Origin of the sequence: Megasphaera paucivorans (genome assembly GCF_900103535.1) — a bacterium.
GTDB classification, from domain to species: domain Bacteria; phylum Bacillota; class Negativicutes; order Veillonellales; family Megasphaeraceae; genus Megasphaera_A; species Megasphaera_A paucivorans.
Window position 1 is genome coordinate 107,741 of sequence record NZ_FNHQ01000004.1, and the last position, 15,618, is coordinate 123,358.

15 protein-coding genes and 1 other annotated feature are annotated in these 15,618 nt (G+C 40.2%); of the genes, 1 reads left to right on the plus strand and 14 read right to left on the minus strand.

Going from position 1 to position 15,618, the window contains the following annotated elements; translation table 11 throughout:
* Positions 1-40: 40 nt before the first annotated feature.
* From accC to BLR11_RS03130, 10 genes are all read right to left on the minus strand, one after another.
* Positions 41-1,396, minus strand: coding sequence for an acetyl-CoA carboxylase biotin carboxylase subunit (gene accC, locus BLR11_RS03085; protein WP_091648085.1), 1,356 nt, complete (start codon positions 1,394-1,396; stop codon positions 41-43).
* 12 nt (positions 1,397-1,408) lie between these two features.
* Positions 1,409-1,819, minus strand: a complete 411-nt coding sequence (locus BLR11_RS03090) for an acetyl-CoA carboxylase biotin carboxyl carrier protein (RefSeq protein ID WP_245675065.1) — start codon at positions 1,817-1,819, stop codon at positions 1,409-1,411.
* 61 nt (positions 1,820-1,880) lie between these two features.
* Entirely contained in the window at positions 1,881-2,876 is a 996-nt protein-coding gene (locus BLR11_RS03095) for a 5-oxoprolinase subunit C family protein (RefSeq protein ID WP_091648088.1), read from the minus strand.
* Positions 2,873-3,595: a 5-oxoprolinase subunit PxpB gene (gene pxpB / locus BLR11_RS03100; protein ID WP_091648089.1), complete on the minus strand. Its 723-nt coding sequence runs from the start codon at positions 3,593-3,595 to the stop codon at positions 2,873-2,875. Before pxpB (BLR11_RS03100) ends, BLR11_RS03095 begins: the two co-directional genes overlap by 4 nt.
* A 9-nt stretch (positions 3,596-3,604) precedes the next feature.
* The gene (locus BLR11_RS03105) at positions 3,605-4,363 is read right to left on the minus strand and encodes a LamB/YcsF family protein (protein WP_091648091.1); all 759 of its coding nucleotides are present in this window, start codon (positions 4,361-4,363) and stop codon (positions 3,605-3,607) included.
* A gap of 8 nt (positions 4,364-4,371) precedes the next feature.
* Positions 4,372-5,160 (minus strand): putative hydro-lyase, encoded by a 789-nt coding sequence (locus BLR11_RS03110; protein WP_176762847.1) that lies wholly within the window; start codon positions 5,158-5,160, stop codon positions 4,372-4,374.
* Between the two features lie 45 nt (positions 5,161-5,205).
* Positions 5,206-6,426 (minus strand): NRAMP family divalent metal transporter, encoded by a 1,221-nt coding sequence (locus tag BLR11_RS03115; protein WP_091648093.1) that lies wholly within the window; start codon positions 6,424-6,426, stop codon positions 5,206-5,208.
* Between the two features lie 365 nt (positions 6,427-6,791).
* Complete coding sequence (locus BLR11_RS03120) at positions 6,792-7,736, minus strand: 5-oxoprolinase subunit C family protein (protein ID WP_091648094.1); 945 nt, start codon at positions 7,734-7,736, stop codon at positions 6,792-6,794.
* A 13-nt stretch (positions 7,737-7,749) separates the two neighbouring features.
* Complete coding sequence (gene pxpB, locus BLR11_RS03125; protein WP_218118708.1) at positions 7,750-8,490, minus strand: 5-oxoprolinase subunit PxpB; 741 nt, start codon at positions 8,488-8,490, stop codon at positions 7,750-7,752.
* Positions 8,491-8,527: 37 nt separating this feature from the next.
* Entirely contained in the window at positions 8,528-9,415 is an 888-nt protein-coding gene (locus tag BLR11_RS03130; protein ID WP_091648097.1) for a LysR family transcriptional regulator, read from the minus strand.
* Between the two features lie 324 nt (positions 9,416-9,739).
* Between BLR11_RS03130 and BLR11_RS03135 the strand changes: the two genes are divergently transcribed.
* Positions 9,740-10,693, plus strand: a complete 954-nt coding sequence (locus BLR11_RS03135; protein ID WP_091648099.1) for a magnesium transporter CorA family protein — start codon at positions 9,740-9,742, stop codon at positions 10,691-10,693.
* 94 nt (positions 10,694-10,787) lie between these two features.
* Here the strand turns inward: BLR11_RS03135 and BLR11_RS03140 are convergent, their stop codons facing one another.
* The 4 genes from BLR11_RS03140 to BLR11_RS03155 all read right to left on the minus strand — a co-directional run.
* Positions 10,788-11,570, minus strand: coding sequence for a ribonuclease HII (locus tag BLR11_RS03140; protein ID WP_091648100.1), 783 nt, complete (start codon positions 11,568-11,570; stop codon positions 10,788-10,790).
* Positions 11,570-12,439 carry a ribosome biogenesis GTPase YlqF gene (gene ylqF / locus BLR11_RS03145; protein WP_091648102.1) on the minus strand — a complete coding sequence of 290 codons (870 nt, stop codon included), beginning with the start codon at positions 12,437-12,439 and terminating at the stop codon, positions 11,570-11,572. Before ylqF ends, BLR11_RS03140 begins: the two co-directional genes overlap by 1 nt.
* 229 nt (positions 12,440-12,668) lie before the next feature.
* On the minus strand, positions 12,669-14,576 hold the full coding sequence (thrS, locus tag BLR11_RS03150) for a threonine--tRNA ligase (RefSeq protein ID WP_091648104.1): 1,908 nt from the start codon (positions 14,574-14,576) through the stop codon (positions 12,669-12,671).
* 40 nt (positions 14,577-14,616) lie between these two features.
* Positions 14,617-14,838 (minus strand) — a binding site (T-box leader).
* 217 nt (positions 14,839-15,055) lie between these two features.
* Positions 15,056-15,618 (minus strand): electron transfer flavoprotein subunit alpha/FixB family protein (locus tag BLR11_RS03155; RefSeq protein ID WP_091648107.1); only part of this gene is annotated, 563 nt, incomplete at its 5' end.

Genomic DNA, 15,618 nt, shown 5'->3' on the forward strand with positions numbered 1-15,618 from the left:
CACAATGCAGCATGATATAGCAATTACTATGCATACATTCCTATGATAGGTATTCATCCAAATGTTCTTCTAAATAATTTGTATCCATTTTTCCTTCTCGAAACACTTCTCCTGCTAAAATATTCCGCTGCAACGAAATCGTCGTTTGTATTCCTTCAATATGAAAATTATCAAGAACACGGATCATTTTTTGTATAGCCTGCGCACGCGTAGGTGCCTTGACCAAAACTTTAGCTACCATCGAATCATAGAAGGGGCTGATTTCCGATCCGGCCTGCACACAAGAGTCAATTCGAATTCCTTCTCCCTGGGGGGGAACATAGGCTGTTATTTTTCCGGGACTTGGCATAAATTTGTTTGACGGATCTTCTGCATTAATTCGGCATTCTACGGACCAGCCATCTATATGTATATCCTCTTGACTCCATGGAAGCGGTTCTCCGGCAGCTACACGGATCTGCGTTTGAACAAGATCCGTGTTCGTTACCATTTCCGAAACACCATGCTCAACTTGAATACGTGTATTCATTTCCATAAAATAAAAATGTTTATTTTCATCGACAATAAACTCTACCGTACCGGCTCCGCAGTACTGCACCGCTTTGGCAGCAGCAACAGCAGCATCACTCATTTTACGGCGCATCACCGTATCGATAATAGGAGACGGCGCCTCTTCAATAACTTTTTGATGACGGCGTTGTGTCGAGCAATCTCGTTCGCCTAAGGCAACTACATTTCCAAAAGAATCCGCCATAATCTGAATTTCTACATGATGAGCATGCGTTAAATATTTTTCCAGATATACTCCACCATTGCCAAAATTACGGGTTGCTTCTTGAGCCGCCTCATGAAGCGCTTTTTTTAAATCGCGTTCATTTTCAACAACGCGCATTCCTTTTCCGCCGCCACCGGCAGTAGCTTTAATGAGAACAGGATAGCCGATTTGGGATGCTACCAATTCTCCTTCTTCTATGTAATGAATAAGATCTGCCGTTCCAGGAACCACCGGAACGGCAGCATGAAGCATCGTCATCCGGGCTTGAGATTTATCTCCCATGCAGCGGATCGCATTTCCATCAGGGCCAATAAAAATAAAACCGGCAGATGTACAGGCATCCGCAAAATCAGCATTTTCTGCTAAAAAGCCATATCCTGGATGAATCGCATCTGCCTGCACTGCTTTTGCAACGGTAAGCAAGGCCGGCACATTCAAATAACTTTTAGCTGCAGGAGCCGGTCCAATGCAATACGCTTCATCTGCTTGCAAAACATGCATAGCCATTTTATCTGCTGTGGAATATACTGCAACAGCTTTAATATCCAACTCATGACAAGCTTTAATGATACGGACGGCAATTTCTCCTCGATTAGCAATTAAAACTTTTTTTATTTTCACAATAATTCTCCTCTACTTAATTTTAATTTTAAACAGAGGCTGTCCATATTCTACGAAATCCCCATCGGATACAAGAATTTCTATTATTGTTCCACTTATATCAGCCGGAACTTCTGTGAACACTTTCATTGCTTCCAATACACAAACCGTCGTATCAACGGTAACTGCATCTCCCACACGGACAAAGGGTTCGGCGTTGGGATTCGCTGCTGTATAAAAAGTTCCCACCATCGGGGCTGTAATTGTTTTTTCCACATCTGAAGACACTGCAGCCGGAAGCACTGCAGTGTCTTCAGCATGGTCTGCAGCAACTGTTTTGGCTGCAGCACGTACTAACTCAATAGAAAAATCTTTATCTTTTATCTTTAGTTCCGTCAAAGACGAATTTTCAAGCATTCGTATTAATGCTTCGACTTCTTTCATGTCCACAATAGTCCTCACATTCTTCCCGCATCAGCTTGCGCACGGGAACATATATTTTTTATTACGCAAACCGATAAGATACAGAAACAGCAACATCCTTAATATATTGTTCCCGCTGCAGCAGCAGTCCCTCGGCTTGCTGAGATGTAATTAAGGAAAACCTTAACTTTTCACCGGGCTTGCATTGTGCCAAACGGCTCATATCCGCCATACTGACTTGTGCAATTTTAGGATATCCCGCTACACTTTGCCTATCTGACATAAGAATGATCGGATTTCCGTCAGCAGGTACTTGTATCGTTCCTTGTACTGCCGCCTCGGAAATCATTTCCAGCGGATTTGCAAGTTCTAGTTTGCAGCCATCCAAACGATATCCCATGCGATCCGCATGGATAGTAATGCGGAAATCTTTGGAAACCAGATGATGTTTGGCTGTTTCTGAAAAATACTTATATTGCAATCCTTTCGTAATACGTATAGGCTGTCCGTTTTCACAATTTAATCTATAGGCCGGCTGTATATACCAGCGAGATGTTTTATACACCCCCGCATCTTCCAGAGAGTGGGTTATCCTGCGTCCCAAAGAAGATATCTCTCCCAGCTCCAAAACATCGCCGGTCTGTACAGCTCTTCCTTTAAATCCGCCAAACCCCGCTCTAAGATACGTGCTTTTACTGCCCATCACCGATGGTACATTATATCCGCCGGATACACATAAATAGGTGCGGCATCCCTGTACAGGCCTCCCAAAACGCAGTACTGATCCCGCTTTAATCAAAACAGGACGCCACATGGGTATCACAGTGTCATTGACCGTCGGCTGCAGATCGGCCCCTGTAAGGGCTATTAGCAAATTTTCAGAAAATTTCAATACAGGTCCCATCATGGTAATTTCCAAGGCTGCTTCACTTTGTTCATTACCAACAAGAATATTTCCCAACCGCAATGCTTCTTCATCCATTGCCCCAGATACGAGCACGCCATACTTCTGATATCCTTGACGTCCCCGATCTTGCAAGGTTGATAGCATTCCCGGACGGAGGACGAATATACTCATAGTGTATCCCCCCTCATCTGCACATATTCTTCTTCCTGGATTGAAACAAAATGCACAATATCTCCGGATTTTAATAAGCTGGGTGTTTCTCCTGCCGGTGTAAATAAATCCACCGCACAACGCCCTATAATCTGCCATCCGCCGGGAGTAGCCAAAGGGTACGCTCCCGTCTGCATTCCAGCAATTCCGACACTGCGGGCTGGAATTTCCAAGCGCGGACTTTGCCGGCGGGGAGTAGCAATTCTTTCATCTAATCCCCCCATATATGGAAATCCGGGACAAAATCCAATCATATATACCAAGTATTCACTCTCCGTATGGATCGCCACTACTTCTTCCGTTGTCAAGCCATGACTTTGCGCAACAAAATCCAAATCAGGCCCATATTCTCCTCCGTAGCATACGGGAATAGATACGACCGCAGCCGGCGGCAGTGGTTCTCTTTCGGCCGCTTCCATTGCCATTTTAATGTACTGCTCAACAAACAATGCTGCTGTTTCTGTTTTCTGATGTTCCCGATGTACAACGAAAGGGTCATACAATACAGTTACTGCTGTATATGATAAAATACATTCACGAAATCCGGAAAATGGATTTTTTTCCAAAAATTCCCCCAATGAACGCACATGCTTATGTATATCAGGAGAAATAACATGTCCAAAAGACACACACAATGCTGTTTCTCCCAATGTTTGAATAGAAAAATCAATTTGACTCATACTAACACCTCAGCAAAATGACTTGATCTGAATTCCCTGCAATTCCAACGTATGATGAATTTTATCAGCAAAAGCCAGGGCCTTCATTCCATCTCCATGGACACATACCGTATCAGCACGCACAGAAATATCCTGACCATTTTGTGCCCGGACAACCCCTTCTTTAATCATGCGCAGAACTTGGGAAATAGATTCTTCTTCATCCGTTATCATCGCATTGGGTTGACTACGCGGAGTAAGAGAACCGTCCTGTTGATAGGTTCTATCAGCAAAAACCTCACTAGCCGTCGACAATCCCAATCTTTCAGCTTGTATAATAAGCTGGCTGCCGGCAAGACCATATAAGATCAACTTTGGATCTACCGCATATACAGCTTTGGCAATTGCTTCTGCCAGAGCCGGATCCTTCGCTGCCATATTATATAATGCACCATGAGGCTTTACATGCTGCACCGATACCCGTTGGGCAGCAGCAAACGCTTGTAAGGCACCTACCTGGTAGAGAACTATAGCATAGGCATCCGCCGGTTTTATGTCAATCTTCCGCCGGCCAAAACCGACAAGATCAGGCAGTCCCGGATGTGCACCCAAGGCAACTCCATTTTGAACAGCGAGTGCTACTGTTTTTTCCATCACAACAGGGTCACCGGCATGAAATCCACAGGCAATATTAGCCGAAGTAACATGTTTCAATATCTCCTTGTCGTTTCCTATCGTATAGGCACCAAAGCTTTCTCCCAAATCACTATTTAAATCAATAGAATACATAGTTCCTCCTACAATACACTCAAATCAGCATTCAATAAATCTGTAATAAACATATGCCCCGGTGCATGCGTAATCATAAATTCCGGTTTAACCGACATAGCAACTGCCTGCGGAGTAACTCCGCAAGCCCAGAATACGGGAATTTCACCAGGGTATATTGTCGACGGATCACCAAAATCAGGTTTCGAAATATCTTTAATACCAATATCCGTTGGATTGCCAATATGGATGGGAGCTCCGTGAACGGACGGCATACGGCTTGTTACCTGCGTAGCTCTAATTGCATCTTTGGGTTTCATAGGACGCATGGAAACAACCATAGGGCCACTGAAAACACCCGCAGGCGTACAGGGAATATTAGTAATATACATAGGAACATTATGATTTTCCGTAATATGACGTACCTCCAAGCCAGCATCCAGCATAGGACCTTCAAAGGAAAAACTGCAGCCCAAAAGAAATGCGACTAAATCATCACGCCAGTAGGTGCTTAAATCAGTCACCTCATCTGTCATTTCTCCATAGCGGTATATGCGATATTTGGGAATATCATACCGTATATCGGCACCGGGAGCTGCCAGTTTAGGTTCCGGACAGCCAATCTCCGTGACATCCAGAACAGGACACGGTTTAGGATTGCGCTGCGTAAATAACAAAAAATCAAAAGCAAGCTCTTTGGGCAATATTGCTAAATTCGCCTGTGCATATCCATTGCACAGGCCACTTGTAAATGTTGTTATTTTTTTCTCTCTTATAAGCTGCCGAACTTCCTTTGGCTTCATTGTACTATACGTCATTATACTACACATCCTTTTTATCGTATTATTAAAACCTGTAATATATTATTGCAAGAATTGCGTAATAACAGTATGAATACTCATCCATCCCATCAACACAGCCACACAAGCTCCCGCCACAGTCATCCAAATGGGGTGTCTGTATTCTCCTACAATCTTTTTATTGTAAGCACCTACAAGAATAGAGGCAAGGGCCAAAGGTAAAATAAATCCGTTTATCGTACCGACAATAACAAGAACCCGTACAGGTTGTCCTACAATAACAAAAACCAAGGTTGAAAAAATAATAAATCCAATAATAATTTTGCTATAATATTCATCAATTTTAGGACTAAATGATTTTAAGAACGATACAGACGTATAGGCACATCCAATAACAGAGGTTGTCCCTGCAGACCAGATAACGATACCGAATAATTTATATCCAATATCTCCGGCAGCAGCCTGAAATACAGAAGCAGCAGGGTTCGCCGGATCAATGAAATATCCATGTGTAATAACACCCAGAGCACCTAAAAATAAAATAATACGCATAACTCCCGTAATCAAGATACCGCTAATTGCACTGCGTGTTGCCTGCGCAACGTGTTTTATCCCACTAATACCAGAATCCAATAAGCGGTGTCCTCCAGAAAAAGTAATATAACCGCCTACACTCCCACCTACCAAGGTAACCAGCGCCATAATATCAATTTGATCGGGCATTACTGTCTTAACTGCCGCTTCTCTAACCGGAGGCAGGGCCGCCACTGCTACGAATAGCGCTAAAAGAATACGAACAATACCAAAGGTACTGACAAATTTATCCATAATTTCGCCCACGCGTTTAAAGCAGAAAATTGACAAGGCAATGCAGCCGCTGATGACTGCTGCTATGGTAATATCCAATCCAAATAGAACATTCAAGCCCAACGCCGCTCCGGCAATGTTGCCGATATTAAAGCACAAACCGCCCATGACAATAAGGATAGATATAAAATATCCCAAACCGGGAAATACCATATTTCCTATTTCCTGTCCCCGTTTTCCCGAAGCAATAATAATTCTCCAAACATTAATTTGTACGGCTATGTCGATCACTACAGATGCCAGAATAACAAAGCCAAAACTAGCACCCGTTTTTTGTGTAAATACCGTAGTCTGCATTAAGAAACCTGGTCCAATTGCAGTGATAGCCATTAAAAAAATAGCACCTAAATATGATTGTATGCTGTTTTTAACTTTAAATCTATTTTCTTCTTCTAAGATTTTATTTTCTGTCCCCATTTTATGATCCTCCTCTCGCATACTGCCTTACCAAGTTAAATAATAACGAAACATAATTCATAGAAAACACCAAATACGCTGCTAAATTGATTGGCATAGTATATAGTATAATAAATTTATATTTAATTATTTAGTACAATAAACTTATTAATTTCGTTTCTACGTCGTGCAAAAATGCATTGGATGCCAACATATCGCCCCTTTCTCTGCATCCAAAAAAAAAAAACCGGCACTTCAAACAGTTTGATTCTGTCTGAAGCACCATCGCTCTTTAATCTTTTGTTTGACTTATTATAACATGCCCATGTAACAAATTAAAATTGAAAAAACAAATAGGGTTATTCATTTTTTTTGAAGGTACTTACCTACCTTCCTTCCATATGTTTTTTTACAGTCTCATACGCCTGTTGTCTTTGTTTCAAATAGTTCACTGCATCCTGCCGTGTTACTGCCATAAAATGAATTTTATCTCCGGCTTTCGCTTGTACTAAATTCATAAGATCAGCTTGAATCACATATCCAATCTTAGCAAAACCACGCGTAGTTCCATGATCTGCGGCTGCCACAATACACGGAGTTCCGCCCGAAGGGATTTGGACAGCTCCCGGACTCACTGCATCTGATACTATATTAGTTTTGGTTATCGGCATAATTTTAGGACCTGCAAGCTGATATGCAACTCTATTAGAGGATTCAACAACATATGTCGCAGTCAAAAACTGATGTATTGCCTCATTCGAAAATAATGAATCCTGTGGTCCCATCATAATACGCAGCGTACATTCCGGATTATATTGCGGAATATATGCCGCTGGAATGTTTGTCGTACACACTTTTTTTTCCCTATCCTCCGCCAAATATAAAATATCTCCTTGATGCAAGATTCGGCCTTCATACCCTCCAATTCCTGCCACTGTATAGGTGGAACGACTTCCCAGCACCTTCGGAACATCAAAACCGCCATGTACTGCCACATATGCCCGCTGACCGGACAACGCCCTGCCAAAAGAAAGAGTTCCTCCATCGGGCACGATGAAAGAAGACCAATTTTTAACAGGATTTTCATTTACCATACCTTGCATATCCGCTCCGCATACAGAAACTAATTGACTTTTGTCAAATTTAAGAATAATTCCTTCTTCCGTCATTTCGATAACAGCAGCACTTACTTTATTTCCTACTAGTAAATTTGCCATATGACAGGCATACGGATCCATTGCACCGGAAACAGGCATTCCCCAGGCCTGATATCCCCGCCGGCCTTCGTCTTGAATTGTTGCCGAATTTCCTTGCCTTATAACAGTAATCATACTCCGTATCCTCCTACGAATGGCATATTTGTAGCGTATATATCCCCTTTAAAACATCTTTTCGAATTGCAAAATATTCATCAATTTTTATTTCCACAAATTGTATATATTCACCTGGATTTACTAAAAACGGATGACGCAGGGCCGGATTAAATCCTTTTAAAGGGGTTCGGCCTATAAGCCACCACTCCCCGGGAGTTTGGCTAGTATAAAATCCTGTTTGGTTTCCTCCTATCCCAACAGAACCTTCTGGTACATTAAGCCGCGGCTTATCTAATCGTGGCGTTATTAATTTTTTTGATAATCCCCCAAGATAAGGGTACCCCGGTGTAAATCCCAGCATATAAACCAAATAGGCCCGTGATGTATGAATACGAATGACTTCTGCAGGTGTTAATCCCGTATACTTCGCCACATATTCTAAATCAGGCCCCAAAACACCGCCATAACAAACCGGTATCTGTACAATACCCGGTGAAACAGCGTCCTGCCGTTCCGGTTTAAGCATCTGAAGATATTGTCGAACATGGTCACATACTTCTTCATACGAAATGACCATGGGATCATAATAAATAGCTGCTGACCGATATGTCGGCACTATTTCACGGATTCCTTCCAGTTCTGCATTTTTTATGAATTGTGTCAGCTGTTGAACTAATCGATTCACTTCAGGAGAAATACTAGTACCAAATTCGACGATCAATCCACATTCCCCGGCAGTCAATAGTTTTATTTCATCTACTATATTTTTCAATAAAAACCTCAACTCCATGTCACAAAATTTAATATATTTATTTCAAGAGACGTTCTTTTACAAGTGTAATGAAAGCCTTAATCGCACAGGAAAAATATTTTTCTTTATGATAAACAAGATATGCATTTGTATTTAATTTTACTCCCTGCCACGGCAAAATCACCAATTTTCCCGCTTCAATTTCTTTTTGAACGGCTGCCATCGGCAATAGCGTAATCCCCAAATTACTAATAACAAATTGTTTTATCATATCAATCGATTCCAATTCCAGAATCATCGGAAGTGGTATTGACTTTTCTATTAAGTATTCGTTTAATATTATTTGATAACTATTAGATAAATCGGTAAAGATTAATTTCTGTCCTTGTAATTGTTCTGCTGTAACTTTTGCTAACTTCGCCAATGGATTTTCAGGAGCAGCAACCATTACAATTTTTTCTACCCACAAAAACTCACTTCGTAAATCACTATCTTGTATTGTTTTGCTGAGAAAAAAAGCAATATCTATTACATTTTTACGCAGCAAATAACAAAAATTGATACTGTCGTCTATTTTTAATTTTAAATTCACATCTGGATATAAAGCATTATATTCTTTCATCAACTGTGTTAAATGGTAGGCACATATGGATTCAGGTATCCCGATCGTAATTACACCGTGCGGAATATCTATATTTTCCAATTCATTTTTAGCATTTTCAGATAATTTCACAATTTCTTCTGCATAGTCATATAAACGTTCTCCATCCGTTGTCAGCATCAGCTGATGTCCAAACCGTTCAAAAAGTGCAATATTTAATTCTCGTTCTAATAATTGAATATGTGTTGTTACCGTCGACTGCGTGTATCCCAGAAAATGTGCTGCCTGAGAAAAGCTGCCTAATTTCACGATACTCATAAATGTTTTCAATTGCCGGATTTCCAAAAAACAGACCTCCCGTCTATTTTACTTGCTTTTCAAAAAAAATATCACCCTATATAGTTAAATAGCCATCGATTTAAATAAAATTTTCAAACAATACATGCAACGTATTGCACAAAACAAACTATTCTAATAATTCCTGAATGTATCCCGCTATTGTCTTTCTGTCGTCAACCAATCGTTTTTTCCAGAATAAAAAAAATCATGCATTTTATATACAGGCATACATTGTTTTTAGTAAAATCAAAAAATATACTTGACGAGCTTCGTTTTTCTGATTATATTAGAGTTTGGGTATATACCTATTTTACCGACGGAGGGCTAATAATGTTTCAAATTTACAAGCATAATAATGGACATTTAGAAGATAATATTTCTTTAGCCTCTGCCGAAAAAGGGTCTTGGATTAATATCGTAAATCCTGATTCAGAAGATTTACAATTAGTTTCTATGATTACAGAAATTCCAACAGACGTTTTAAAAACAGCGTTGGATACAGAGGAACGTTCTCATGTGGAGCTAGAAGACAACTATGTTTTCGTTGTCATCAATATTCCTATTCTACGTGAAACGGACAGTTACGATACACTGCCTCTCGGCATATTTATTACTCCGGATTTCATTATTACTATTTGTCTGGAAGAAACAGAAGTAGTCAGGGTCTTTACAAAAAACAAATACCCTTTATTTTATACTTTCAAAAAAACACGATTTCTCTTCCAAATTATGTATCGGACAGCTACACTGTTTTTGAAGTATCTGCAGCAAATAAATCACCGTACCGACGACATTGAATCGGTGCTGCGGCATTCTATGCAGAACAAAGAGTTTTTTATGCTTTTAGAATTGCAGAAATCCCTTACATATTTTACCTCTGCCCTGCGCGGCAATGGTATTGTCATGGAAAAAATTCTTCGTCTGCGCCGCAACGAATCATTACGACATCTCCTTAAAATGTATGAAGAAGATGAAGATCTGCTGGAAGATGTTATTATTGAAAATAAACAGGCTATTGAAATGGTTGAAATGTATTCTAATATTTTAATCAATATGATGGACACATTTGCCTCTATTATTTCCAACAACCTGAATATTGTAATGAAATTTTTGGCATCTATCACAATTATTCTGGCTGTTCCTACCATCATTTTTAGTTTATGGGGAATGAATGTTCCGGCCCCTTTCTCTGACAGTGAGATCGGATTTTGGCTTGTTGTCGGCGTATCTTTTGTTTGTGCCACAGGTGCTGCATTCATGCTTTGGAAAAAGCATTTATTTTAATTCGTCGCTATTCTTTAACTCTGTAACAGATACCTCCTTGTTACAGAGTTTTTTTTTGTTAAAAATACGTTCAACAACATGGCCTGATACCTGTTTATTTCTGTGTCATTGATTTTATCGGTTCAAAAGACCGGCGATGAATAGGACAAGGACCAAATTGCTGTATAGCCTCCAAATGCTTTTGCGTCAAATATCCTTTATGTTCAGAAAATCCATATTGCGGATATTGTTTGTCATACTCATTCATTAGTCGATCTCGAGTTACCTTTGCAATGATTGATGCTGCTGCTATGGATGCACTTTTAGCATCTCCCTTTATAATAGAACGGTGCGAAACAGTTAATGCCGGAAGAGGCATTGCATCAATCAATACCGCCTGTGGCTGTATTTTCAATGCATCTACAGCGTCATACATTCCTTGTTGTGTCGCATGGTAAATATCATGCACATCAATATTCTCTTCTGATTTAGCGATACATGACACCGCCACGGCCTCTTTCATAATTATATCATATAGAATTTCTCTCTTTTTGGGTGATACTTTTTTACTGTCATTCAAGCCCGGACATTCCCAATACGGCGGTAAAATAACAGCAGCAACCATAACCGGCCCGGCTACCGGACCACGGCCGGCCTCATCGATACCAGCTATATGATAGATGCCTTGATTATAATAAAATGTTTCAAAAGAAAACATAGCCTCCAATCGTTCCCGTTCCTGTTCTTCACGCAGTTTTCGTTTTAAAAATGAAGTTCTTAATTTACAGACGGAATCCCGAGAATCTTTTTCCATGTTCTCTAATAACGTGGGGATATGGATTTTTTCGTTTTCCAACATTTTTTTTATATCTTTTACACTTACCTTAGAAATATCCATTATATCTTACCTTTTATAGGAAAATCTTCTACGCGATCCAATGAAATCTCTCCTATTTTTCCTTCTCGATATTCTTTTAAAATAAGTTTATATGTTTTTTCTAAATCTATCAAATTTCCAGAAACAATACATCCTCTTTTTCTTCCGATGTGCTCAATTATATCCTGCGGGGTGCCCGACAGCATATCCAATTTGTACCGATCGCAGAGTTTCTGCGGATAATGTACACTTAATTCGCTGATTAACTTTGTCACTACATCCTGCATATCAAAAACCGTATCTGAAATAGCACCGGTAGCAGCTAATCGGTATGCACATATTTGATTTTCCAATTTAGGCCATAATACCCCCGGCGTATCCAGCAAATCGAGCTGATTAGCAATACGGACCCATTGTTTCCCTTTTGTTTCTCCCGGTTTATCTGCGGTTCTAGCCACACTGCTGCGAGATAATTTATTAATCAATGTTGATTTACCAACATTAGGAATACCCAAAATCATCGTCCGGACACTTCGTGTCTTGAGTCCTCTTTTTTGCCAATGTTCCAATTTAGGTGCTGCCAATTTTCTAACTTCTGTTACCATGGACTTAATTCCTTTTCCGCCTTTGCTATCCAGCGCGATAACAATACGTCCCTGCTGCCTGTAATAGGCTATCCATTTTTCAAGAACCGCTGTATCAGCAAGATCCGCTTTATTAAGTACCAGTACCGACGGTTTTTGCCCTATCATTTTTGAAATCATCGGGTTAGAGCTGCTCAAAGGTATACGTGCATCCAATAATTCAATAACTACATCAATAATCTTTATATTTTCTTCAATCAGCCGTCTGGCTTTTGCCATATGACCGGGATACCAATTAATAACCATAAATTCCTCTCTATTCGTTATAATGCTTCTGTTATTTCTATCCTTAACGCTGCCGACACTACAGAAACATAACAACTGCAAAAAAGCTGTCTGACTTTACATGCCAAATCAGCTAACAACACAAATATAAAAACAACAAGGAAGGCATATGGAACTCCTTTTCATGAAATTCTATATGCCTGCCTATCTTAATTATATGGTTTTATTAAATTTTTTACAATATCTTATATTATCCTTTACGGGATTCATTCAATTCCTGAATATGAGCAATGACCTCTTCTACAGATTTAGCTCCTATATCGCCCTTACTGCGGTCACGAAGCGCTAACGTATTTGCTTCTACTTCCTTATCACCGATAATTCCCATGTACGGCACTTTTTCCATTTGTGCTTTGCGAATCTTATACCCTACTTTTTCATTGCTTTCATCTACTTCAACACGAATACCTAGTTTCTTGAACTTTTTGCGCAAAGCTAACGCGTAGGACAGGTGTTTATCCGTAATGGGAAGTAATTTAATTTGGATTGGAGCCAGCCATACCGGAAAAGCCCCTGCATAGTTTTCAATAAGAATGCCAAGAAAACGTTCAACACTGCCAAAACAAGTACGATGAATCATAACGGGACGATGTTTTTGTCCATCTTCTCCGACATAGGTCATATCAAAGCGTTCCGGCATCAACATATCGAGTTGGATAGTACCACACTGCCAAGTACGGCCAATGGAATCTTTCACATGAAAATCAAGTTTAGGACCGTAGAAAGCGCCGTCTCCTTCATTAATAACATACGGCACACCTTTTTCTTCAACAACTTCACGCAGCGTATTTGTCGCCAATTCCCAAATTTCATCAGATCCCATAGAATCGTCAGGACGTGTAGATAATTCCACATGATATTCCAGACCAAATATCCCATACGCTTTAGCAAAAAGGTCCATGACACCCTTTAATTCTTCCTTCATCTGACTCGGAAGCATAAAAATGTGTGCATCATCCTGTGTAAAGCAGCGAACACGGAAAAGTCCATGCAGCGCACCGTGCAGTTCATGTCTATGTACAAGGCCCAATTCAGCCATGCGCATCGGAAAATCGCGATAGCTGTGAATCTGGCTCTTATAAACAAGAATACCTCCCGGGCAGTTCATCGGTTTAATTGCATAGGGTTCATCATCAATAGTAGTAAAATACATATTATCACGATAATGATCCCAATGCCCTGATTGTTCCCATAAATGTCGACTCAAAATCATAGGTGTGCTAATTTCATCATATTCTGCTTCTTCATGAAGTTCATACCAAAGCTTCAGAAGATTCTTTCGAAGAACGATTCCCTTAGGATGAAAAAATGGAAAGCCAGGGCCTTCTTCATGAAAACTAAATAAATCTAATTCTTTGCCAAGTTTACGATGATCACGTTTTTCTGCTTCTTCGAGCATGTGGAGATATTCATCTAAATCTTCTTGTTTCAAAAAGGCAGTGCCATAGATACGCTGCAGCATTTTATTATGTTCATCGCCGCGCCAATAAGCACCTGCAACGGTTTGAAGCTTAAAGGCCTTTACCTGTCCAGTAGCCGCAACATGCGGACCGGCACAAAGATCAACATATTCTCCCTGCCGATAAAGAGAAATTTGAGCATCTTCCGGTAAATCCTGAATAAGTTCGACTTTATACTCTTCTTTCATATCAGTAAACATGTTAATCGCATCTTTACGAGAAACAAGTTCTTTTGTAAGTGGAAGATTTTCTTTAACAATTTTGCGCATTTCTTCTTCGATAGAAGCAAAATCATCTTGTGTAAATCGATGTTCTGTATCGAAGTCATAATAAAAACCGTTTTCTATAGATGGACCAATCGCTAATTTCACATCTTTAAAAAGTCTTTTAACGGCCTGTGCCATAATATGCGAAGCCGTATGACGAAGTGTATCTTTTCCTTCCTGATCAGCAAAGGTTAAAAATTCAACGTGGGAACCATCGACAATAGCTTCTCTTAAATCAGTCACCTGATTATTTACTTTAGCAACTAATACTTTTTTTGCCAAACTATTGCTGATTTCATGTACAGCCTGTTGTAAAGAAATACCATCTGCAAAGGATTTTTTGCTTCCATCCTTCAAAATTAATTCAGCCATATAAAACATCCTCCTTTTTTGTACAAAAAAACTCTCATCCTCAAGGGACGAGAGTTAGCTCACGTGGTTCCACCCTAGTTCATAAGCAATACGACGCTCATGTACTCAAGCGTTATAACGGCACGACCGTAAAGGAATACTATTTATTTCTTCCTTTAAGCTCCAAGGCGGTAACAAAACTTGTTTTATAGAGTACTCACACCATTCATACTCTTCTCTGAATAAAACATACAGTCCGTCATGTCCTTATCTAAGCTGTTTACATATATATTAATCTCTATGTATGACGTAATTATACGACTGTACAAGTATAAAGTCAAGAAACTTTATGTCCGTTTCCAATATATCTTTTTTATTAAAAAATAAATGTTCTTATATAAAATACAAAAGGACAGAATGTATGCATAACATCCTGTCCTCTGCCGTATAAATAAAAGACTGCTGCTGCGTTACAGCAGCAGCCTTACATGTGTTACTTATTAACCTTTAATTTTCTTGATTGCTTCTGTAATCTTAGGAACAACTTCAAAAGCATCCCCTACGATACCATAGTCGCAAACCTGGAAAATCGGAGCATCCGGATCTTTGTTGATCGCAATGATGCAATCGGATCCTGTCATCCCGGCTAAATGCTGGATGGCTCCGGAAATACCGCAAGCTACATAAATCTTCGGTCCTACGGTCTTTCCTGTCTGGCCTACTTGATGCAGTGCATCAATCCAGCCGGCATCTACTGCTGCACGCGACGCACCTACTGCCCCGCCCAGCAATCCTGCCAATTCCTTCAACATTCCTTCAAACGGTTCTGAACTGTTCATCCCACGGCCGCCTGATACGATAACGTCGGCTTCTTCCAATTTGACGCCGCCGCCACCCATTTTGATCAGTTCTACGAATTTCGTCATGAAGTCGTCATCACTCAGTGCTGCCTTCATGTCGATGATTTCGCCTGTCGCCGATGCATCCGCTGCCGGTTTTTTAAATACGTTCGGACGAACTGTTCCCATTTGCGGACGATTTTCACGGCATACGATTTCTGCCA